The sequence below is a fragment of the Paenibacillus illinoisensis NBRC 15959 genome, from assembly GCF_004000925.1.
GTDB classification, from domain to species: Bacteria; Bacillota; Bacilli; order Paenibacillales; family Paenibacillaceae; genus Paenibacillus; species Paenibacillus illinoisensis.
Genome location: NZ_BIME01000003.1, coordinates 200191 through 222768 on the forward strand (window position 1 = coordinate 200191; position 22578 = coordinate 222768).

The 22578-nt window shown below is 48.3% G+C and carries 23 protein-coding genes; 11 read left to right on the plus strand and 12 right to left on the minus strand.

The window, feature by feature from the left end; translation table 11 throughout:
• Positions 1 to 163 precede the first annotated feature (163 nt).
• Entirely contained in the window at positions 164 to 310 is a 147-nt protein-coding gene (locus PIL01S_RS29445; protein WP_164764201.1) for a hypothetical protein, read from the minus strand.
• Between PIL01S_RS29445 and PIL01S_RS09545 the strand changes: the two genes are divergently transcribed.
• The 5 genes from PIL01S_RS09545 (at position 300) to PIL01S_RS09565 (ending at position 4713) form a co-directional block, all read left to right on the plus strand.
• Complete coding sequence (locus PIL01S_RS09545) at positions 300 to 1844, plus strand: FAD-dependent oxidoreductase (protein ID WP_127537343.1); 1545 nt, start codon at positions 300 to 302, stop codon at positions 1842 to 1844. The two genes, PIL01S_RS29445 and PIL01S_RS09545, sit on opposite strands and share 11 nt — an antisense overlap.
• 259 nt (positions 1845 to 2103) lie before the next feature.
• On the plus strand, positions 2104 to 2433 hold the full coding sequence (locus tag PIL01S_RS09550) for a PadR family transcriptional regulator (protein ID WP_127537344.1): 330 nt from the start codon (positions 2104 to 2106) through the stop codon (positions 2431 to 2433).
• Complete coding sequence (locus tag PIL01S_RS09555; RefSeq protein WP_127537345.1) at positions 2426 to 3019, plus strand: HAAS signaling domain-containing protein; 594 nt, start codon at positions 2426 to 2428, stop codon at positions 3017 to 3019. The genes PIL01S_RS09550 and PIL01S_RS09555 overlap by 8 nt, the downstream gene beginning before the upstream one ends.
• A complete protein-coding gene (locus tag PIL01S_RS09560; protein WP_164764202.1) occupies positions 3016 to 3915 on the plus strand; it encodes a DUF4097 family beta strand repeat-containing protein in 900 nt (299 codons plus the stop codon). The genes PIL01S_RS09555 and PIL01S_RS09560 overlap by 4 nt, the downstream gene beginning before the upstream one ends.
• Positions 3916 to 3993: 78 nt before the next feature.
• Positions 3994 to 4713: a 3-ketoacyl-ACP reductase gene (locus tag PIL01S_RS09565; protein WP_127537347.1), complete on the plus strand. Its 720-nt coding sequence runs from the start codon at positions 3994 to 3996 to the stop codon at positions 4711 to 4713.
• A gap of 83 nt (positions 4714 to 4796) precedes the next feature.
• Here the strand turns inward: PIL01S_RS09565 and PIL01S_RS09570 are convergent, their stop codons facing one another.
• Together PIL01S_RS09570 and PIL01S_RS09575 are read right to left on the minus strand one after the other, a co-directional pair.
• The gene (locus PIL01S_RS09570) at positions 4797 to 5345 is read right to left on the minus strand and encodes a helix-turn-helix domain-containing protein (protein ID WP_127537348.1); all 549 of its coding nucleotides are present in this window, start codon (positions 5343 to 5345) and stop codon (positions 4797 to 4799) included.
• 10 nt (positions 5346 to 5355) lie between these two features.
• Positions 5356 to 5748: a glyoxalase superfamily protein gene (locus PIL01S_RS09575; RefSeq protein WP_127537349.1), complete on the minus strand. Its 393-nt coding sequence runs from the start codon at positions 5746 to 5748 to the stop codon at positions 5356 to 5358.
• A gap of 211 nt (positions 5749 to 5959) precedes the next feature.
• Here PIL01S_RS09575 and PIL01S_RS09580 point away from each other — a divergent pair, with 211 nt between their 5' ends.
• The 3 genes from PIL01S_RS09580 to PIL01S_RS09590 all read left to right on the plus strand — a co-directional run bounded on the left by PIL01S_RS09580 (position 5960) and on the right by PIL01S_RS09590 (position 8678).
• Complete coding sequence (locus PIL01S_RS09580) at positions 5960 to 6634, plus strand: alpha/beta hydrolase (RefSeq protein WP_127537350.1); 675 nt, start codon at positions 5960 to 5962, stop codon at positions 6632 to 6634.
• A complete protein-coding gene (locus PIL01S_RS09585) occupies positions 6634 to 7404 on the plus strand; it encodes a DODA-type extradiol aromatic ring-opening family dioxygenase (RefSeq protein WP_127537351.1) in 771 nt (256 codons plus the stop codon). Before PIL01S_RS09580 ends, PIL01S_RS09585 begins: the two co-directional genes overlap by 1 nt.
• A gap of 302 nt (positions 7405 to 7706) precedes the next feature.
• The gene (locus PIL01S_RS09590) at positions 7707 to 8678 is read left to right on the plus strand and encodes a cation diffusion facilitator family transporter (protein WP_127537633.1); all 972 of its coding nucleotides are present in this window, start codon (positions 7707 to 7709) and stop codon (positions 8676 to 8678) included.
• A 151-nt stretch (positions 8679 to 8829) separates the two neighbouring features.
• On the opposite strand, the gene PIL01S_RS09595 is transcribed toward PIL01S_RS09590, so the two are convergent.
• Positions 8830 to 9420: an NAD(P)H-dependent oxidoreductase gene (locus PIL01S_RS09595; protein WP_127537352.1), complete on the minus strand. Its 591-nt coding sequence runs from the start codon at positions 9418 to 9420 to the stop codon at positions 8830 to 8832.
• Between the two features lie 129 nt (positions 9421 to 9549).
• Between PIL01S_RS09595 and PIL01S_RS09600 the strand changes: the two genes are divergently transcribed.
• Both PIL01S_RS09600 and PIL01S_RS09605 read left to right on the plus strand, forming a co-directional pair.
• Complete coding sequence (locus PIL01S_RS09600) at positions 9550 to 10569, plus strand: AraC family transcriptional regulator (RefSeq protein ID WP_127537353.1); 1020 nt, start codon at positions 9550 to 9552, stop codon at positions 10567 to 10569.
• Positions 10570 to 10782: 213 nt separating this feature from the next.
• Positions 10783 to 11283, plus strand: a complete 501-nt coding sequence (locus PIL01S_RS09605) for a hypothetical protein (RefSeq protein ID WP_127537354.1) — start codon at positions 10783 to 10785, stop codon at positions 11281 to 11283.
• 361 nt (positions 11284 to 11644) lie between these two features.
• On the opposite strand, the gene PIL01S_RS09610 is transcribed toward PIL01S_RS09605, so the two are convergent.
• The 4 genes from PIL01S_RS09610 to PIL01S_RS09625 are packed head-to-tail and all read right to left on the minus strand — an operon-like array spanning position 11645 to position 15428.
• Positions 11645 to 12718: an ABC transporter substrate-binding protein gene (locus PIL01S_RS09610; protein ID WP_127537355.1), complete on the minus strand. Its 1074-nt coding sequence runs from the start codon at positions 12716 to 12718 to the stop codon at positions 11645 to 11647.
• On the minus strand, positions 12715 to 13521 hold the full coding sequence (locus PIL01S_RS09615; RefSeq protein WP_095360086.1) for an ABC transporter permease: 807 nt from the start codon (positions 13519 to 13521) through the stop codon (positions 12715 to 12717). Before PIL01S_RS09615 ends, PIL01S_RS09610 begins: the two co-directional genes overlap by 4 nt.
• On the minus strand, positions 13496 to 14329 hold the full coding sequence (locus PIL01S_RS09620) for an ABC transporter permease (protein WP_127537356.1): 834 nt from the start codon (positions 14327 to 14329) through the stop codon (positions 13496 to 13498). Before PIL01S_RS09620 ends, PIL01S_RS09615 begins: the two co-directional genes overlap by 26 nt.
• Complete coding sequence (locus tag PIL01S_RS09625) at positions 14319 to 15428, minus strand: ABC transporter ATP-binding protein (RefSeq protein WP_127537357.1); 1110 nt, start codon at positions 15426 to 15428, stop codon at positions 14319 to 14321. Before PIL01S_RS09625 ends, PIL01S_RS09620 begins: the two co-directional genes overlap by 11 nt.
• Before the next feature lie 255 nt (positions 15429 to 15683).
• On the opposite strand from PIL01S_RS09625, the gene PIL01S_RS09630 reads away from it, so the two are divergent.
• Positions 15684 to 17024, plus strand: coding sequence for an MFS transporter (locus tag PIL01S_RS09630; protein ID WP_127537358.1), 1341 nt, complete (start codon positions 15684 to 15686; stop codon positions 17022 to 17024).
• Between the two features lie 360 nt (positions 17025 to 17384).
• Here PIL01S_RS09630 and PIL01S_RS09635 read toward each other — a convergent pair whose 3' ends face one another.
• From PIL01S_RS09635 to PIL01S_RS09650, 4 genes are all read right to left on the minus strand, one after another.
• A complete protein-coding gene (locus PIL01S_RS09635; RefSeq protein ID WP_127537634.1) occupies positions 17385 to 18593 on the minus strand; it encodes a nitric oxide synthase oxygenase in 1209 nt (402 codons plus the stop codon).
• Between the two features lie 127 nt (positions 18594 to 18720).
• On the minus strand, positions 18721 to 19197 hold the full coding sequence (locus PIL01S_RS09640) for a Dps family protein (protein ID WP_127537359.1): 477 nt from the start codon (positions 19195 to 19197) through the stop codon (positions 18721 to 18723).
• A gap of 346 nt (positions 19198 to 19543) precedes the next feature.
• Complete coding sequence (locus PIL01S_RS09645) at positions 19544 to 20284, minus strand: HAD family hydrolase (protein WP_127537360.1); 741 nt, start codon at positions 20282 to 20284, stop codon at positions 19544 to 19546.
• A gap of 501 nt (positions 20285 to 20785) precedes the next feature.
• Positions 20786 to 22525 carry an adenine deaminase C-terminal domain-containing protein gene (locus PIL01S_RS09650; RefSeq protein ID WP_127537361.1) on the minus strand — a complete coding sequence of 580 codons (1740 nt, stop codon included), beginning with the start codon at positions 22523 to 22525 and terminating at the stop codon, positions 20786 to 20788.
• Positions 22526 to 22578 lie beyond the last annotated feature (53 nt).

Genomic DNA, 22578 nt, shown 5'->3' on the forward strand with positions numbered 1-22578 from the left:
AATCTTCGACTCGTTTTATATAGGTAAAAACATTGTTAAATCAGCATTTATACATCTGTACACGTTGCCTTTTCACATTTACTAAAACGGTTTCGATAATCTTATCATAATGCATGTCTGGCAAAAAAAATAGGGGGCCTCTTCAGGAAAATGTGAACAATGATTAGTAAAGTCTCTGCCACCTCGTTTTATTCTGACGCAGTGTGGCAATCATGGATAGGAGTACATCCCCTTCGCGCTTACGTGGGATACGAACCATTTCATTTTTGACCTGAAGAAAGATCAAGGAGGACAATTGAATGAGCAACAATCAACAGCCCCCTACGGGCCTGCCCCCCATACCGGAATCCATCTGGAGGGCCACTCATGAATTTGATGCCTACCCGAAGCTTACTGAAGATATCAGTGCAGATGTAGCCATTATTGGTGCAGGGATTGCAGGCATCACAACAGCCTATCTGCTTGCCCAAACCGGGATGCGTGTTGTGGTGCTGGAAGCCGGGAAAGTACTGGATGGTACAACCGGACATACAACAGCCAAGGTTTCTGCGCAGCATGGGGTCATTTTCGATGAACTGCTTCACCACTTCGGACAAGAACAGGCACGCATGTATTATGAAGGCAATGCTGAGGCTGCCAACTGGATGCGCAATCTCGTAAAAGAGAAACAGATCGATTGCCAGTGGGCAGAAGAAGATGCCTATGTGTACATTCAATCCGAAGATAATCTGAAAAAGCTGGAGATTGAGCTCACCGCTTACGGCAAGCTGAACATTCCAGGTCAGTGGGTCGATCCGCTTCCGATTCAAGTTCCATCGAGAGCAGGCATTAAGATGCCCGGTCAAGCTCGCTTTGACCCTCTCGCCTATTTACACCATTTGCTTGATTCTGCCGTTAAGCAAGGCGTTCAGATATATGAGCATACGACAGTCACCGACGTGGAAGAAGATGCTTCACTTCATGTACGGACTTATGGTAATGGTCCATCCGTGACAGCAGAACATGTTGTTGTTGCCTCCCACTTTCCGGTGTATGACCCCGGTTTTTATTTCACAAGGTTGCACGCCGAGCGTTCTTATGCGGTTGCAGTAGAACCTCAAAAGCCGTATGCCGGCGGCATGTATATCTCGGATGATGAGCCAGCCCGTTCTCTTCGCAAGGTGCTCCATGAAGGGAAGGAACTCATCCTCTTCGGTGGGGAAAACCATAAAACCGGACAAGGAATCTGCACCTATGGTCATTATGAGCGCCTCGAGAGCTTCGCAGAGGAAACGTACGGCATCCGCAGCATTCCATTCCGCTGGTCCGCACAGGATCTGATATCCATTGATAAGGTGCCTTATATTGGACCAATTACCGGAAGGCATGAACGAGTCTATGTCGCTACCGGATTCGCCAAGTGGGGCATGACCACTGGTACGATGGCCGGACATATCCTGGCAGATCGTATCACCGGTCGTGACAATCCCCATGCCGCTGTCTTCGATCCAGCCAGATTCAAGACAGATCCCGGTATGAAAAACTTTATCATCGAAAACGCGAATGTAGCGAAAGAGTTGATCTCCGGAAAAGTAGGCATCGTTCACAAGGACGTCAGCGAGATCGGCAATGACGAAGGTGCCGTTGTTCGTCATAACGGCAAACGGGCCGGTGCTTACAAGGACACCAGCGGCAAATTGTTTTTGGTCGATACAACCTGCACGCATCTGGGTTGCGAAGTGGAATGGAATGAAGGAGAACGCTCGTGGGATTGCCCTTGCCACGGTTCCCGCTTCGACTTTGCAGGAAAAGTGATTGAAGGACCAGCCGTCAAAGATCTCAAAGTGCTTGAAGCTGCAGAATAAACAGAAAAGATTCAGTTTACAGACCCGGGTGGTCCTCCGTCTTCAGACGGAGGCATCATACCCGGGTTTTGCGTATGCTGTTCTTATGAGAAATCGATAAGGCAGCACTCATCACTTGGCCTTCATTCAAGGCCGATTCGTGATCCGGAACTATTTTAAAATCACTACCTTGCAATATACAGTACTGAATGCTATTATGATCTCACGACTACTGAACAATATACACTAGTGATTGATGAAGGATGAAGGAGGAACCTGTGTGAACGTGAACATCCAGTTCAAAAAGGGAGTACTGGAGCTATGCGTCCTGGTGCTGATTAACCGCCAGGATCGGTATGGCTACGAACTGGCTCAGGCGGTTTCCAAACATATTGAAGTTGCCGAGGGTGCACTGTACCCATTACTCCGCAGACTTGTTCAAGACGGGTACTGCACCACCTATTTGCAGGAATCAAGCGAGGGACCGCCCCGTAAATATTACAAGCTGTCGGACACAGGTCGTGACTACATGCAGGCACTGACTACGGAATGGAATGAATTTGTGCGCAACGTCGCAAATCTGATTGAGGAAGGAACCCATAATGAATAGACAACAATTTATGCAGGCCATGGAAATCCATCTGCGGCCAATGGAGCCTCAGGAACGCGCGGAGCTGCTCGCAGACTATGATCAGCACTTCGAGCTCGGGCTTCAGGAAGGAAGAACCGAAGAGGAGATTGCCCTCGAGTTAGGCCGTCCGGAAGAGATTGCACGGGAAGCACTCGGTGACCGCTATGACGTGAACTTGCCGGGTTCAGATCCCTTCTACGCCCCGACTTATGGTGAAATGCGGCCGCCAAGAAACAGCAATCGGGCAGCTCGCAATTTTTTTACGGCTGTTGGCCTGATTTTTCTGAATTTGATTCTGGGCATTCCTCTGGGATTAACCCTCTGGTCGCTGTGGCTCGTTATCGCCAGTATGTCCTTGCTGGCCTTGGCCCCTGTCGCTGCCGCTGTAGATTTCCTCTTTCTTAGTCAGTTTGATAAAGCTGAGCTGTTCGTGGCGATCGGGGCATTTGGTGTAGGTATCCTATTCGCTATCGCAGCGAAACGGGTATTCAAGGGCTTCAAAGCAGTCACGCTACAATACATTAGATGGAACAAGAAGACGATGAAAGGAGACGTTTCCGCATGAGTACAAAAAAGTGGTTGGCTTTGGCTGTCATCTGTATCGGAATAGGTTTGCTCGGAACGTCCATATATGGAGTTCAGTTCGGAGATGATCGGGAAGCTTACTCCAAGCGGTGGGATTTCAAAAATGATGAGTTGCAAAATGTATTTATGGATGCCAATTTTAGCGCAGATATCGAATTCGTGGTCAGCCCGGATTCCAATGGTTATATTGAGGTAGACGGTAAATGGGACCCGGTTGTCATCCAAAGTTTCGAACAGGCCACATTATCAGGGGGCACGTTCAAGCTAGTTCAGACAGAACGTCAGAAATTACAGTTTCTTACCCTGTATTGGAATGATCGGGATTCCAAAATCACCGTAGCCCTGCCTGAAGGTCACCAATTAAATGAGGTTAAACTTGATTCATCCTCAAGCGACTGGAAGTTGGCCGGTTTACATGCCAAGCTACTTGAGCTCAACAATACCTCGGGATCCATTCGTCTGGAAAATATAGCGGCTCCGCGTATTGATCTGGATCTCACTTCTGGGGACATCAAGGCTTCAACTATTGATGGCGACATGACTGTAACTCAAACCTCCGGAAGCTTCACTGCAGATCAGGTAGAAGGTAATGTAAACAGTGAAATATCATCAGGAGATGTTAAAATCACACAGCTAAACGGAGCTGCCAATGTCCGTTTCACTTCTGGCAGTATTCATATTGAACAGTCCCATACTGCCCCAATGGATGTATCGGGACAATCGGGTGATATCTATATTCAGGCTGCAACAGATTTTGAAGGAGTCTATGACGCACGTGCCACTTCCGGAGATGTAAATGTACCAGAATCTCCGATGAATAGTAAGGAAGTCATCAAGGCCCGTACCACCTCTGGCAGCATCCGTATCACCAAGTAGTGATGAAGCAAATATCAGAACTGTGGGTAATATAGTATAATCAACTGCCATTCCAACTTATAAGGAGGAATTACCCACATGGAACTTAAAAATAAAACGGCTGTCATTACAGGAGCCGGTAAAGGTATTGGCCGCGCCATTGCCGAAGCACTTGCCAAGGAAGGTGTGCATCTCGGCTTGATTGCACGTACGGCTTCCGATCTGGAGGCCCTTCAGCAAACGTTAAGCGAGGCATATGGCATTAAAGTCACAAGTGCTGTAGCTGACATTTCTGATCGTACACAGGCCGAAGCAGCGGTAGCAGCACTAGAAATGGAACTTGGTGCGGTTGACATTCTCATCAATAATGCAGGTATTGCCAGCTTCGGCACCTTGCTCGACATGGAGCCGGAAGAATGGGAGCGCATCCTGCATGTCAACGTTATGGGTACATATTACGTCACGCGTGCCGTGCTGCCGAGCATGATTAAAGAAAGCAGCGGCAGCATCATTAATATTGCTTCCACTGCAGGCGAACGCGGATTTGCTACAGGTTCGGCATACTGTGCATCCAAGTTCGCCCTGCTCGGGATGACAGAATCCCTGATGCAGGAAGTACGCAAATCCAACATTCGTGTAACGGCATTGACACCAAGTACGGTAAATACAGAGCTTGCTACGAATGCAGGTCTGAAAATCGGAGACGAGGATCGCATGATGCAAGCGGAAGATGTAGCCGAGCTTGCTCTGGCAACGCTTAAGCTGTCAGACCGCGTATTTGTTAAAGCTGCTGGAATCTGGACAACCAATCCGCAGTAAAACAACCAAGAGGAATGCAAACAGACCGCTGGGAAAGTCCCGGCGGTCTGTTCCATATTGCCATACGCAAGCATGCCCCTACCTTACTGGTTCCACAAACGGTCCAGATCCAGTTCTTTGGACACCGCAATTAATACGACTGCTGTCTCATCTCCAATATTCGTTACCTCATGGGGAACGATGGCATTCCAGCTAAACGAATCCCCAACTTCCAATATCTCAACGTCCTCACACTGTGCTGCCCGAATCCTGCCCTGTAGGACAAGGTGACTCTCTTCCCCGGCATGCTTGTTAACCCCTGTGGAAACACCAGGCGGCAGTTCCACAATCGACATGCGCATGGCCCCTTTTGCCGTTAGATGCTGTACCTTGATTGACCCGCTCCCCGCAGTCGTTTCCTGACGTTCGTCCTTGCGTACGACGTTCATTCGCTGTTCAGGTGCGAGCAGCAGGTATGGCAGGGGCACCTCCAGATAATCCGCTATACTTTCGAGTGTAGCAATGGAGGGTGATGTTTTGTTATTTTCCACATTGCTGATGAACCCTTTCGATAATCCCGTTCCCTCACACATTTGCATAATCGTAATCTGTTTCTGTTTTCGAATCGTCCGAATGGCCAAGCCAATATCCATAATGCTTCTCCTACCCTTCTCTTGCCAAATCCTCAGTCTGTCCGCTGGGAGACTCATAATATATGATCCGGTTGCAAAATGGATCGGTCACGGTCATTTCCCGCATTCCCCAAGGTGTACCCGTGATCCCCGGCCTGGAATGTTTATATTTTTTCTGATTAAGTCGGCTGCACATCACATCCAGATCATCCGTTTCAATTCGCAGCGCAGCTCCCGGAGTACAATCGCCGTGATGCTCGGACAGGTGAAGAACAATGGAATCAAGCGATATCTGCATATATAAGGGCATCCCCTCTTCAAATCGATGCTCCCAATCTACGACAAACTCCAGGTAGTCGACGTAAAACTCTTTGGCCTTATCCTCATCAAATATTCTCAAAATAGGCACGATCCCTTGCAGCATCCTGATCACATCCTCGGGCTTAATATGAACATCACAATCAGCAACGTTATTTCAGTATTTATTTAGATATTCTAATACGTAACATATTTTCATAATACAAAAAAAATATTGACCCTACAATGGATCCATGATAAATTTTGTTCATAAATAAGAATATTTATTTCATATTAGTGAACTATTATAATATAACTTTCTTCAGGCGGTGATTCCAATGAATACATCATTTACTTATGAAGTTCGATTGCCTTCGAATTACAATACAGATCAGCAATATCCCGTTATTTTTGCCCTCCATGGCATGGGTTCGGATGAGCAGGATATGCTTCGTCTAATGGAACCCCTGCAATCCGATTTTATTATCGTAGCTGTTCGGGGACCCCTTGTTCAGGGCAGCGGTTATGCCTATTTTCAAATTAAAAGCATTGGTAATCCTGTTCGTGAGCTGTTTGACGCTTCGGTTCAGGGGTTGCAGCAGCTGATCGGAGATTTGTCCTCTGAATATGCCATTGATCCGGCGCGACGTTATATTGCGGGCTTCAGTCAGGGTGCCATTATGGCGATGACGCTCTCCTTGATCATGGGCGATGCTATCAAAGGAATCGTAGCCATGAGCGGATACATTCCGCAATTTGTAAAAGACGAATATCCTATAGAGCCTGGAACATCGTTAGCCGTATTTATCTCCCATGGAGACCAGGACCACATGTTTCCCCTGCAACTGGGTGAAGACAATGCGAATTATTTCCGTAAACATGCTAGAAGTGTAACTTACGTTCCTTATCATGGCGGACATCACGTCACCGCAGAGCTTTACGATCAATTCCAATTATGGCTTCGCAGCGATGCTGAACTGGCTGCCGTCAATACGAAAGGACTGAATGCATAATGATGCCCTCCTTCTTTATCGCACATGGTGCACCTTCACTTGCACTGGAGGAGAATGTTTATACCGAATTCCTGCAAAAACTCGGACAGGATCTGCCCAAACCGCGAGCCATCGTCTTGTTCTCCGCCCATTGGGAGTCTGCAACTCAACTTGTATCCTCTACGGCTCAATATGAGACAATCTATGACTTTGGCGGTTTCCAGCCGGAACTGTATCAGATCAAATATCCGGCTCAAGGTCACGCTGAGACAACGGCAGATGTTCTTCGTCTGCTTGAGGAAGCTGGCATTCCCGCTGAGGCTGATTCCTTGCGCGGGCTGGATCACGGTGCCTGGGTTGTTCTTCGCTTGCTCTACCCGGATGCGGATATCCCGGTCATTGCACTTTCCGTGAATCGCTACTTGACGAATGAGCAGCAGTATCAGATCGGTCAAGCACTTGCTTCACTTCGCGAACAGGATATCCTTGTGATTGGCAGCGGTGGCACAGTCCACAATTTGCGCCAGCTGAACTGGGAAAGTAACGGCGTGGACTCCTGGGCCATGGAGTTTGACCAATGGCTGGAGGACAAGCTTGTCCAGTGGGATACGGAAGCCCTCTTCGCTTATGACAAGGTGGCACCATCCGCTCGTGCTGCAGTCCCTACACCAGAGCATTTTGTTCCCCTACTGCTGGCCATGGGAGCTGGCGATCAGACCAAGAAGGCATCCCTGTTATTCAAAGCATATCAATACGGCAATCTAAGCTTGTCCTGTTGGAAGTTTGATTAAATCTGAGCATTAAATATTCATATGGATTGCAAGGAATACATCGATCGGCACTCTTGAGGAGTGCCTTTTTTGCATGGCTTTCTTAGGAATCAAATATGGATGAATTACTCGTATTCAATATTCTGAATTTTGTCCATATAATAATATGGCCTTTTTTGCATAATGCTGGGATATGTAAAGCGGGTTATAATAACATTTAGTGGTAATGCACAAGATGTAACTAAGAAGCTTGAATTTTACACCTATCAAATCTTCTGGGAGGAACAATCAACGTGGCTGATCAAGCAAAGTCAGAGAGCTTTATGTCTCTCGTCAAAAAAGGAAATACGTCCTCGGCCGTAGCTATGGCAGGTAATGCCGTACTTGCCTTGTGCAAAGGAGGAGCCTTTTTATTCAGCGGCAGCGGGGCCATGTTTGCCTCAGCCATGCACTCGCTCGCTGATGCCATCAATCAGGGATTCGTCTTCGTCGGTAGTGTGCTGTCCGAGAAAAAACCGACACGCCGCTTCCCGACCGGATTCGGACGGGTCATCAACATTTTCTGCATGATTGCCGTTATCGTAGTTACGATTATGGCCTACGAAACCATCCATGAAGGAATTCACCTGCTGCAGCATCCTGCTGGTCATTCAGGCGGCCTCTGGATCAACATCGGTGTGCTCGTCTTGAACATTGTGATTGACGGCGCCATCCTGATCAAAGCCATGAAAGAAATTCTTGTGGAAGCACGTGCACCCAAGGCGTCCGGTTTCGCCCTAGTTCCTGCAGCGATCAAAAACGTCGGACGTGCTGCACCACCAACACGACTGGTGTTCTACGAAGACGTGGTAGCTGTACTCGGGGCAACGCTCGCCCTGATCTCTGTCGTTGTCATTGCGTTGACCAACTTCGCATTGCTGGATGGTATTGTGACTACCCTGATCGGCTGTCTGATGATTGCCGTAGCTTTCCGGGTCGGATACGACAATATGATTGGACTCATTGGGGTAGCTGCACCACAGGATATTGAGGACAAAGTGTCCCAGACCATCCTGGCAGACTCCCATGTGGCCGATATCCAGATGATGCGCATTATCCAGGAAGGTCGTTATTACCATGTTGAGGGATTGATTGAGCTGACCAAAGGACTGTCTCTGGCCGATGCCGATGATATCAAGTTCCGTGTTCAGGAGAAATTGATGACCAATCCGGATATTGCCGATGCAGCCATTTCCATTATCGAAGATGATGGGGTAAAAAGCTGGGGCAAGAAACATTCAGATGTTGTAAAATAACCTGCATTTCAATGTATAACAAAACCGACCAAGCCCACTCCAGGAGGAGTGGGCTTGCTGCGTGTTCAACGAACAATCTTCAACCATTGCCTTTGGATTCGGGACTTCAATTGAACTATTAGAATTAGTGCCTATCGCTGGGATTGACTCTTCATGATCTCTTTCCCTGTTTGGCCCCCATTTCCTCAATTTTCCTCAGCCATTTTAGCCGGAATGCTTCGGTAGATCCCTTGATCGGACTAATCTCCGTAACGCGGACCGGGGATACACCGGAAAATTTTAAAATATTTGAACTCATGATCCGATGGCCGGCTTGCCTGTACATCAAACGATAATACCAGCGGGGTGTATCCATCGTTACGATGAGCTGCGCGGACTTCCCTTTTAATAATTTGTCCCACAGGGGCGAGCCTTCTCGATACCTCATGGCAAACCCCGGCAGGAATACCCGGTCGAAAAATCCTTTCAGAACAGCCGGCATCGCTCCCCACCACAACGGATACACAAACACCAGATGATCGGCTCTACGGATCAATTCCTGGGCTTTGACCAGATCATCCTCAAGTTCCGTCCGTTTACGATAACCGTATTTGAGGTTTGGATTAAACTCCATTTGGCTCAAATCAAGCAAATTCACGTCACTGCCGGATTTCCGGGCGCCTTGGATATAAGCATCGGATAATGCTCTACAATAACTCTCTGGATCAGGATGGCCATTAATCACCAGAATATTGGATTTCATACTTGGGTTCCTCCTGTATAATAAATGAAAGCCGAAGAAGCTGGCGTATCCCTATCATAAGTTGACTTTACATCGAAACAAATGATCGAGGGCGCCGAAAATGTTGCTCATTCGCGCAAATGGAGGTACATGAACAACCACAATATCGGAGTATCCATTTCTTTGCTGTATCCCATCATGAAAAACCTTGTTCATCAGGGATATGAGGTCGAAGAATTTTTCAAGTTCGCCGGTTTTGACCCGGCTGTATTGCAGCATGCTGAAGCCCGAATATCGGTCGAAGAACTGGAACAAATGTTACAAAAGGCTTCTTCATACTCAAATGATCTGTACTTCGGCTTACATCAAGGCTTACTTCTCGACTTCGCGGACCTGGGAATTCTCGGATACGTTATGATGCATTCCCAAACGATCGGTGACGCCCTCGCTGCATATCAGCGGTATAACATCATTCTGTACAGCGGATTTAATCTGGATTGGGAGATAGATGGTCAGGATGTGGTTCTCCGTCTGTTTTTGCAATCGCCGCAGCAGATGTCCCGTCATTGTGTGGAAGACATGTCCGTATCCGTCTTGTATCTTATCCGCAAACTGGCAAATCGCTCGGTGGTGGTAAAAGAGGTTCATTTTAGCCATGAGGCTCCGGATAATACGGGAAATCTCAGCCCATACATTGACATGTTCGGCGTAGCTCCCCAATTCGGTGATGACCATAATCTGCTGCGTCTGCCCAAAGACATTCTCAGTCAGCCTGTTCTCTATTCGGATACCAAGATGCTGCAGCTGTTTGAAACGATGGCCGAGAAAAGCAAGGATCTGCTGCAGCCTTCTCATACGTTCTCTGGCAAGGTCAGCCGCTGGCTGATCGACAGCCTTCCTGCCTCCTTTCCCACATTACAACACACCGCAGAACATCTCGGCGTGAGCATTCGCACACTTCAAAGCAGATTGCGTGAAGAAGGTACGACGTACCATGAGATCTCCGTTCAGGTACGGAAGGAGCTTGCCCTGAATTTTTTGCGGGAAGGACAGTATTCTGTCGGTGAAATTGCCTATGCCCTTCATTTTTCCGAGCAAAGTGCATTTCAGAATGCTTTCAAAAAGTGGACCGGACAGACGCCCGGGCAATACCGGGCTGGACGGGCCTGAATCTCCATGGGCCTTTTGCTCAGGGAATAACGAGGTAACAGCTAGTTGATACCAAGATCATGGGGTCCCTACCTAGACTTAAGTCTAGGTTCTTTTTAACGCCAAAGACCGAGGATGGATAATTCCAATTCATGGTATGCTGTGTGTATCGAGAAAAAAGACTTCATGTCTGTTCGGAATGACTCTAATGAAACGATGAAAAGGAGAGATATCATGGCTAAACGTACGATCCTGGCGCCTGTACTCATTTTGCTGGGCGTGTACCTGATCCTGAACCAGGGAGGTTCACTCGGTCCGGGTACGATCTTTGCCAACTTCTGGCCTACCCTGTTCGTAATTCCGCTCGGCCTGTTCTTCCACTGGCTGTACTTCTCCATGATTGGCAGAGGGGTGGGCTTGCTTGTACCGGGCGGTATTTTGCTGACTGCCGGCGTAGTCAGCCAGATCGCCATGCTCTTTGGTAACTGGAGCACCATGTGGCCTGGCTTTATCCTTGCCGTTGCTGTTGGTTTGTTTGAATTGTACTGGTTTGGCGGACGAAACAAGTGGCTGCTCATTCCCATCAACATCCTGACGGTGATCTCGCTGCTCTTCTTCACGGTTATGTCCATCGGTTCGATGCTGAGCAGTATGTCCTTTATTCAGCCGTTCGTGGCCATTGTGCTGATTATGGGCGGGGCTTGGTTAATTGTGGGTCGCAAAAGAAACATGTAGGCCAAATATCGTTTACACTAAACCACTCCGAGGACAGACAACTTCCGATCGCTGTTATTCCCGGATTTCCTTGATTCCCCCTTGACAGGGAGAAATCCGGGAATAGCTTATGCTTCCGAAGTAGCTTTCTTTCAGAAAGCTTTTAGGCGCACGCTTCGCTTCTCCAGTTTGTCTGTCCTCTCCGTTATGTGTAAACCCGTTATGGCAACAACCTGAGCTGTTTGCTTGGAGTGCAGGTAGTCAGAAAAAAATCCCCTGATCCTTTAAATGGATTCAGGGGATTTTGATTTAAAAGCATATATGCAGGTGTGATACAGCCTAGTATGCAGCTCGTGCGGCGTCTGTTATGGCCGATCAGCTGTTATTTGCTGTGCATTTTAAACTCAAGGAACAGGTCGTTATAATGCGAAAGCATTTTTTTACCCAGATTATCGTACACTTCCAGCTTGCTTGTCAGTGAATCATCCGGATAGAACCGCTCATCACTGGAGATATCCTCTGGAAGCAGCTTGAGTGCCTCGGCGTTCGGTGTGGAGTATCCGACATATTCGGCATTACGTGCAGCATGATCCGGGTCCAGCATAAAGTTGATAAACTGGTGTGCTCCTTCAATATTGCTTGCCGTCTTCGGAATGACCATATTATCGAACCAGAGGTTCGATCCCTCCTCAGGCACCACGTAATCGAGCTTGTCGTTCTCATCCATAATCTCCGAAGCGTCTCCGGACCAGACGAGTCCCACCGCCGCTTCCTCATTGGCCAGCAGCATTTTGATCTCATCACCAACGATGGCTCTGACGTTAGGCGTCAGGGTAGACAGTTTCGCCAGCGCCTCCTGCAGATGGTCTTCATTGGTGTCATTCAGGGAATAATGCAGACTGTTCAGTCCCATCCCCATGACTTCACGGGCACCATCCAGCAGCAGGATCTGATTTTTCAGACGTGGGTCCCACAGGTCATCCCAGCTCTCAAACGTCAATCCGTCAACCAGCTCAGAATTGTAGACAATGCCCACCGTTCCCCAGAAGTACGGAATGGAATACTGATTGCCTTCGTCAAAGGACAAGTTTAGGAAATCAGGATCTATATTGTCCAGGTTGGTTAATTTGCTGTGATCAAGTGGAACGAGCAGGTTCTCTTCTTTCATTTTACTAATCGCATATTCAGAAGGAATCGCTACGTCAAAGGTTGTTCCGCCCTGCTCAATCTTGGTGAGCATCGCTTCATTGGAGTCAAACGTCTGGTAGATGACCTTGATGCCTGTCTCCTCTTCAAACTCCGTCAGCAGATCCGGGTCAATATAATCGCCCCAGTTGTAGATGGTCAGCGTATTGCCGCCCGAGTATCCCTGACTCTTGTTGAGATAGGAGGCCAGGATCATCAGGGCAAAGGCTGCCACAAAGACAATCGCAAATGTCCGTACCAGTTGCTTCATGGACGCAGCCCCCTTCCGGCAGGTGTCCGTGCAGCGCGGCGGTTAATGAAGTAATAGCCAATAACCAGCAGCACCGTCAGCAGGAAAAGCAGTGTTGACAGTGCGTTAATGGACAACGACACACCCTGTCTCGCCCGGGAATAGATCTCTACGGATAGCGTCGAGTACCCGTTCCCCGTTACAAAGAATGTTACCGCGAAGTCATCCAGGGAGTACGTCAGCGCCATGAAGAACCCGGCAAAAATCCCCGGTTTAACGTATGGCAGTACTACACGTGTGAGGATCTGCCATGAGCCTGCGCCCAGATCGCGCGCCGCATCCATCAGCGTTGGGCTCATTTCCTGCAGTTTTGGCAGCACCATGATGACAACAATCGGCACGCTGAACGCGATATGGGACAGCAGGACCGATGTGAAGCCCAGCTTGATCCCGATCATGGTGAACAAAATCAGGAAGGATGCACCGATGATGACATCCGGGCTTACAATCAATACGTTATTGAGAGATAGCAGCGTATTCTTGGTCCGTTTACGCCGCACATGATAGATCGCGAGCGCACCTGCCACGCCAAGGATCGTCGAGATAGCCGAAGACAGCAGCGCAATAATAAAGGTATTCAGTACAATGATCAGCAGCCGGGTATCGGCAAATACCTCCCTGTACCATTCCAGTGTGAATCCTTCGAAATTACGCATGTGACCGCCGCTGTTGAAGGAATAGAAGATCAGGTACGCAATTGGTGCGTACAGGATCGCAAAGACGACAGCTAGATAAACGTTAGATAGCTTTCCGTTTCTTCCCATTACGCACCTCCTTCTTCCCTGATCCGGTCAGAAACATAATGATCGCCATCGCAATAATCAAAAAGACGGCAATCGTCGACCCCATCCCCCAGTCCTGGGTGACGAGGAAATGCTGTTCAATGGCTGTTCCCAGCGTAATAACCCGGTTACCCGCAATAAGGCGGGTGATCATGAACAGCGACAACGCAGGGATAAATACAGCCTGACATCCCGATTTGACTCCAGTGAGCGTCAGCGGGAAGATAACCCGGCGAAACGTCAGCCAGGATGAAGCCCCGAGATCCCGCGCCGCGTAAATCAGCGAAGGGTTCATCTCTTCCAGCGCGTTGAAGATCGGGAGAATCATGAACGGGATGAAGATGTACACCGATACAAAAATAAAGCTGAAATCGGTGAACAGAATCTGCTGTGAACCGATGCCAATCACTTCAAGCAAGGAGTTGGTGAGGCCATATGTTCCGAACAGGCCGATGAAGGCATAGGCTTTTAACAACAGATTAATCCAGCTAGGCAAAATAATAAGCAGCAGCCACAGCTGCTTGTGCTTCGTCCGGGTCAACAAGTAGGCCGTCGGATACGAAACCAACAGGGCAAACACCGTAATCAGCAGGGCATACCAGAATGAACTCAGTGTCATCTGCATATATACGGGCGTGAAAAACCGAGCATAGTTGCCAAACGTGAAATTGCCCTCTACATCAAAGAACGAATAATAGACAACCAGCAGTACCGGAGCGACAACGAACAGCACCATCCATAATACATATGGAATCAGATACGCATTGCGTGTACTCGCCTTACTCTGCATGGACGGCCTCTTGGTAGGCTTCAAGTCGTTTGTCGAATTCCTCTTCGGTCTCGTTGAAGCGCATGACGTGAATGGCTTCCGGATCAAAATACAGCCCGATACGTTCGCCCACGACAGCTTTCTTCGTGGAATGCACCAGCCATTCGTTCCCTGCATCGTCATAACTGGAAATCTCGTAATGCACCCCGCGGAACAACTGGGAGTCAACATTGACCTTCAGCTTGCCCTGATCCTCGGTCGTAATCTCCAGATCCTCCGGACGAATCACGATCTCAACAGGCTCGTTCGGCTGCAATCCCTGGTCGACACATTCATACTGTGCACCAGCGAATTCCACCACGAAGTCCTGCTTCATCTTGCCAGATACGATGTTCGATTCACCGATAAAGTCCGCCACAAAACGGTTAATCGGTTCATCATAGATGTCATTCGGCGTACCGCTCTGCTGAATCACGCCGCCGTTTAGAACGAAAATCTCATCCGACATGGCCAGCGCTTCCTCCTGGTCATGCGTAACGAAAATAAACGTAATGCCCAGACGCTGCTGCAGCTCACGCAGCTCGTACTGCATTTCGGTCCGGAGCTTCAGATCGAGTGCAGACAATGGCTCGTCCAGCAGCAGGATCTCAGGTTCATTGACAATCGCACGTGCAATAGCGACCCGCTGACGTTGTCCACCGGACATTTCGCCAATCTCGCGGTTTTCATACCCGGACAGGTTGACGAATTTGAGGGCTTCCAACACTTTGCTGCGTATTTCAGCCGTTTTCATCTTTTTGATCCGCAAACCGAAAGCCACGTTCTCAAATACATTCAAATGTGGAAATAACGCATAATCCTGAAATACGGTATTAACCTGGCGCTGATGGGCAGGGACACGGTTGATCAATGCTCCGTTAAAATAAATGCTGCCCTGAGTCGGCTCCGCAAAGCCGGCGATCAGCCTTAATATCGTTGTTTTGCCGCAGCCCGATGGGCCAAGCAGCGTATAAAATTTACCCCGCTCAATCTCAAAGCTGACTTCCTTCAATACGGCTTCATCCTGATCGTATTGCTGGGTCACCCGGTCGAACCGGATAATTGGTTGTTGATCTGACATGTTTCATCTCGCCCCCTTAAACTTGAGGTACAACTTCCCTGTACACTTTCTATAAACACATCGTTAATACAAATCCCATCTATTATATATGATTCAGCTATATCCGCAATGGTTTTGATGTAAACGCAGGATGTCTTTTCTTCTTATTTTCACAAATCCTGCATACATTACGTTTATATGTCGATATCTACGCATTCTATAAAGCGATTGGAGGGTTCTTGGGCTTACCTGAGTTCGTAGGAAAGGAGTCTGAACGTGGACATTCGCCGTAATCTGCCTTTGCTGATGATCATTTGTTTTCTTAGTCAGATGGGCGGTTTCATGATCCTCCCCCTGTTTCCTTTATTTATTGAGGAATTCGGCCTGTCCGGCTGGATGATGGGGGTTATTTTTGCACTCTTTTATGTCGGAAAAGTCATTGGAGGGGTTCCGGCTGCGGCACTCTACCGCAAATTGGGAGGTCAACGGGCCTTAATCGTCATGCTGTTCATTCTCGCAGTCTGTATGGGCGGCTTCGCCGTCTCTTCTGCTGCACTTCTGTTTGGTTTGCTGCGGCTGCTGCAGGGACTCGCTTCCACCGGACTCACCGTCATTGTCCGATCCATCATCGGGGATGGGGGCAATGTGGATAACCGCGGTCTGTACAATGGATATATCAGCAGCAGTGAAGGTGGAGGCATGGTGCTTGGGCCGGTGATTAGCGGCTGGCTTGCCCTGCACTGGCCGTTATCGGTTCCATTTCTGCTCGTTACGCTATGCTGCCTGATAGCCATGGGTACTGCTATGGGGATCAAGAGTACGCCAGAAGCTAAACAGATGTTTACAACCGACGAGCGCAAGCAGATGTCAGATCTCGACTCAGAGACAGACTCAGACACTCCGATATTTCATGCCCATGAGAATAAACTCCTCCCTTCGGCTTCTAAGGATACCACCATCAACGATATTGCTGTGCACGAAACGGTTGCTGCTTCTCCAACATCCAGTGCTCCCGATCATACCCATGCAGGCTCTCGGGCAAGGTTAACCCCGCGACAGCAGTTAATCGGTTACGGTACGGTACATTTCCTCGAAATGAGTGCCTATGCGGTATTTCTGACGTATTTCGCTCTCTATGCAGCCCATATGATGCATTGGGACCCATTTGCGACCAGCCTGGCTTTTACCGTGGCTGGCATCTCCACGCTCGCTGCTGCACCCGTAGCCGGTTATCTATCCGACAGGATGGGTGATCGACTGCTGCTCTGCATGCTCGGCATGCTGATGATTGGCATTGAAGTGGTTGTTTTTCTAAGCACCTCTTCTTATACGTGGGTTTACATTGGCATGCTGATTGGCGGGGTTGGCGGTGCCTGTTACATGGATTCCTTTTTTGCTCATATCGGGGACCATATCCCTGATGCAGGCAGAAGCGAGGTCATTGGCAAAATCGTCTCTGCGGCCGAAATCGGGTCCATCATTTCTCCTCTGATTGCTGCGCTGCTTGTAGAGTACGTTTCGCTCTACGCCGTGTTTGTATTCAATCTGGTGCTGATCGCTGCTGCTATTGCCGTTCAGGCAGTGATGCGGAGCAGGTACAGAGCGAAACAGGGATAACGTACAAAACCGCTCACATGAGTGGGCGGTCTTTATCCTTTTATTTTCTTCCTATTAAAGAGACGATATTCCATGAATCCACCGGGCACTCCCCAGGTATCATCACTATGCCGAACTAACAGAATTTCACCAACCTTATTCAAAATGAGAATACTCGGTCTCACCAAAATTACAGGAGCATTGCCAATCATACCCCGCAGCGTTTCAATGTAACCATCGATTATCCCCTCCTATGTGAATTCATGACTCATTATAGGAGAGTTTTACATACCCATATAGAGAAATAAGTTCCTCATCTTTTTCCTACTTTGTAGACCTTGAGCTGATGAAAAAAGACAAAAAAACAACCCGCTCGCACATCTAGTGTGCAAACGGGCATCTCAGGGATGAATCTCCAGCCTGCGGCCGATGGTAATTGACATCCGTATGCTGCTGTTCAGCATTCTCTGGTTCAGCTCCAGATGGTGCTCCATCTAGTGTATACGCTGATTCCTGACGGAAAAAGTTCGGCTTCACGATTTCATTGCGATAGGAGCTGTGGAAAATGTGCGTCGTTGCCGGAGAAACAGGCGGAATCAGCCAAACCCAGTCTCCAGTCAGCTCACGCCCTGCCTTTGCCTCCCGCTGCTCAAACAAAGCAAATTGCGACGCTGCCGTATGGTGATCCACCATGCTGACGCCTGCTTTCTTGAAGGAATGCAGTACGGCTACATTCAATTCAACGAGTGCGCGATCCTTCCATAGCGTCGTTTCGCTGGAAGTGTTCAGTCCGAGTGCTACCGCCACTGCAGGCAGTTTATTGTAGCGGAAGGTGTCCGCCAGATTACGTGCACCAATCTCAGTCTCCATATACCAGCCGTTAAACGGCGCAGCCGGATAAGAGATGCCTCCAATCTCAAGCCGCATATCCGCAATCATCGGTACACCGTACCAACGCATGCCGAGTTCGGCAATTTCAGCTCGCTCGGGGTGTTCAATGTTCACTTCGATAATGTCCTCATGGGGTACAGCATACCACTCGGGAGCTTGCCCTTGCGCCTGAATAATGAGCGGTAATACATCATAATCTCCCCCTGCCCCTTGCCAGCCAAGTGACATGGCTGCCTTGGTCAGTTCCAGGGATGCAGGATCTCCAATGATACCTTGTTCCGTCTCGTACCCAGCATAGCGGATAAGCTGGTGATTCCAGATCCGTACAGGAGCTCCGCTTGGCCCATTCGGCGGAAGAATCGTGATCATCGGGATAATCTTACCGCCATTGGATGCCAGTCGGATGTGATTCATCACGGCCTCCGCAGCAGTTCCGGCTGTGTCTGCATGACGCGCATCCACGATCCGCAGCTTGTCCCAGAACAATCGTCCGATACAGCGGTTGCTGTTCCGCCATGCCATTTTGCAGCCGTGCTCCAGTTCTTCGGTCGTATGCACATACGTGCCCGTATCTTCAATCTCCTGATGAACAGCAATAAGCCGGGCCTCCGCGTCTTCTCGCGAATGGCCCAGCTCTTCATAACATGTATATATAAACCGTTCAGCTTCTCCCTGCAATGGATCAAGGTCTGTCCGCATCATTCATTCCACCAATCTGTACATCTCGAATGCCACTATTATACGGCAAGCACACCGGATTTGTAAGCGAACGGGGACTTTGTTCACGGACTCTACATATCGTTGTCAGGATGCGGGTTATCTTAGCTTATTTGCCCAGAAATGCGTTTAACATCCAGATTTCTTTGTCCAATGCCGCTGTGAATCCAATCAGCATATCTTCCGTAGCGTTATCCTCTGCTTCTCCAGCTGCATGGATGCCTTGCTCAATCACTTCTACCATGGTGCGAAGATCAGCAACCACCGACTCTACCATACGCTCAGCAGACAACTTGCCCTGTGCCTCATCAACTGGAGACAAACGAAGCTGTTCGGACATCGTAGCTACCGGACGTCCACCAATAGCAAGCAAGCGTTCAGCGACTTCATCCATGTTCGCAGTAGCCAGGTTATACAATTCTTCGAATTTGGCGTGCAGTGTGAAGAAATGGGGTCCTTGAACATACCAGTGGAAATGATGCAGTTTCGTATACAATACAGACCAGCCTGCAATCTGGCGGTTCAGGACGTCTTGTAATGCTGCGGTGTGGTTTGTAAAAGTGTTAGTTGTTTGAATTGTGCTCATGGATAGGTTCCCCTCTCAAATACAATATAATGTGATTTTAATTCAATGAATGACTTCTGATATTTGTTGCTCTCTTTAATTTAGACTTAATCTAAATCTTGTTTTAATTATAACACCGCCTACCTACTTTGTGAAGGCTTTTGCCTGCTCTTCCAAATGAAGATTCCATGAAGTTCCACTTCATCTTCTAATAGAAGCGAGATCTTGCTGCTTGTCAGATTACACACCACATTTATACCTCGGATTCACTTGATGTGCAGCGATTATCCTCACATTTTCCACAATCCAAATAGCCCTGTTACCTACCTTAGTATGGCAAACAGGGCTGCTAAAACACTATGACTCTTTATTGTAGAACAAACTCGGATGTAAGAATGCGAGTTATTTCATTATAATCACGTGCCACATGATGGGGCTGATGGTTTGATTCTGGCAGAGCATTCCGATGGTTGAACCAGATGACATTCCATCCGGCGTTTACCGCACCTACTACATCATTACGCCATGAGTCCCCGACATAATAACTGGAGCGAGTATCCGTGCCTGTCTGTTTATTCACATGTTCAAACAATTGCCGATCCGGCTTGGCATACCCGAGGGTTCCTGAGATGAAGATTCGCTCCTCCGGGACGATGTCAAACACATTCAGTGCTTCGAGCTTGCGTCTCTGATGTCTTCCCTCACCATTTGTGATGAGTCCTACAAAGTGTCCGTCTGCCATAAGGCTCCTCATCAGATCATAAGCACCATCAAAGGGCTGAATCTGAAACTGTCTGCTCAGATACTGCGCTTGCAGTGCTTCAGCCTGCCCTTCAATCAAGGGTACCCCAAACTCCTTCATCGTAAGTTCAAATCTGCGTCTGCGCATCCGTTCTACGGCTTCTGCTTCCGGAACGGCAGAGAGACCCTCCTGATCGGACAACCAGTCGCTGTAGTAGCGGAATCGGTGATAAACCTCGGCATAAGGAACATCATTGGCTAGACCAAGAACCTCCTGCAATGCTCCTCTAAGGGGCTGCAAGTGGTCATACAATGTATCATCCACATCAAAAAATATGGCTTTTTGAGGTTGGTCTTTGGATAACATAATGGACCTCCTTCTCTATCTTCAATGAAGTGAGTTATATTTCACTTATAAAATTAATAAGCGATTTGAATATTATGGGAACCAACTTTAATAAATGATACAATAACTTTTTAACGAATTTGCAAGGAGGCAGCCAAACTGCATGACATTCTCCACATACCCGAAAGAAAAGAAACAACAAAATATCTATAGCTTAGTCTTAAATCTCATTCTTTTCGTGGTTGCTGCATTTGTACTAGTTTACGCCTATTATACTTACGATGCCAAACCCTCTTCCAGCTATCTGTTAATCGTAATCCCGATGACAGGGTGTGCAATAAGGTCAGTGTACCACGCAGTCATGCTCATAAAAATGAAGAAGCAGTAAAAATGAACATTGAACGTGAAAAGAAAGATTGATGTTTATCTCGCCTTAAACCAACTGCGAAAAAGGTAGATATACTGCACTCTTTCTACAGTATACCTACCTATTCATGTTCTTCAATTGAAAGAACTATCCATTCACTCTACAACCAACGGTACAACCTTGCCTGCATTTACATCAATCAAACCGTGATCTGTAATTTTCAGCGCAGGGCTCACTGCAAGGGAATGGGTGCTGATCGACATGATCGGGTTATAGTGAACATAACCAAGAGAGAGCATCGCTGCCCGCAATTCCTTCACTTGATGAGACACAACCGCGAGCGGTTCTTCTGTCAAAATGCCGCCTACAGGCAGTTCCAGATGAGACAGCACTTTGCCATCCTCTACCACACAGAATCCACCCTGGCTCGAAATGACCGTGTTAGCCGCTAGAATCATATCTTCACGATTGCGACCAACGACCAGAAGGTTGTGGTTATCATGTGAATATGTCGTCGCGATAGCTCCCCGTTTAATCGTATCTCCACCGATCAAACCATGTGCCCGATTGCCGTTCACCCCATATCGTTCAAAGGTAGCAATCTGTCCGTATCCACTATCTTCCCACTGAAGTTCGCCACTCGCTGCCTGAACCTCTGCAATATGTTCTTCCACGAAGGTCGATCCGTCTTTCACCATCATCACGCGGCAGTTGAATGAAGCCTTATCTGCATGATCAGCAGTACCTATTACTTTGGGATCGCTCAATGAAATCGTGAAATCCTCTGCTGTCAGCATGTCCAATTGTACACTGTTATAGAAATGGGGCGGGAACTGCCCCGTCATCCGTTCCTGCTTATACGGTTCGTAGTCGTCATAAGCTTTCCGGCCATTTTTGTACACTTGATCAATCGCCAATGTATCCAGATTGGATATCAGAACATAATCCGCCACCTTGCCTGGGGCGATGCTGCCCCGATCCGTCATTTTCATTCGGGATGCCGGCGTAGACGTTGCTGCGTAAATGGCATCTTCCGGACGCATGCCCATCTGAATGGCCTTACGCACAATATGATCCAGATGACCTCGTTCCACGAGGGAGTCCGGCATAACGTCATCCGTTACGAAACAGAAATGCTGGGCCACATCATGCTGAATCAGGTAATCCATAACCTCAGGGGTCATCGATTTCTCCTGGATCTCAATGAACATGCCTGCTGAAATCCGCGCCTGCAGTCCTTCTATGCTCTGATGAGTATGATCCGAGTCCACACCTGCATAGATCAGTCGGTGCAGATCCAGCCCTAGCAATTTCGGTGTATGACCTTCGATCACGAGATCCGGATAATTTTGGCGAATATGCTGAAGAATCTGGTTGGTCTTGCATTCCGGGTCACGGATGACATCCACGTAGTTCATGATTTCGCCCAGACAGATGATCTCTCCGGTTGCTAGAAGTACATCCATATCTTTGATCTCAATAGATCCGCCCGTTGTTTCCATTGGCGTTGCCGGAACGGAGCTCGGGATGGCATAAAACATGTTGACCATGGTCTCACGACTCGCAGCCATCATCTCCTGCACACCTTCAAGTCCGAACACGTTGGCCATCTCATGCGGTTCCGCTACAATGGACGTTACTCCGCAGCGGATCAGGCCATGGGAAAAGGTAGCCGGCGTCACCATGGTACTCTCAATGTGCAGGTGAATATCGATCAGGCCAGGAATCATGTATCTTCCCCGCGCATCGATCACTTCATCTGCCTGAATCAGCTCAGGACCACCGGGTCCGACATACATGAATCTGCCGTCAAGTACAGCGACGTTATTCAATTCAAAGCGTTTATAATAACTGTTATACACATTTACATTCACAATCAGTTGATCTGCACGCATGGGGCATAATCTCCTTCTTTTGAGCATGCTGCATATCCAATCATGCAGCATGC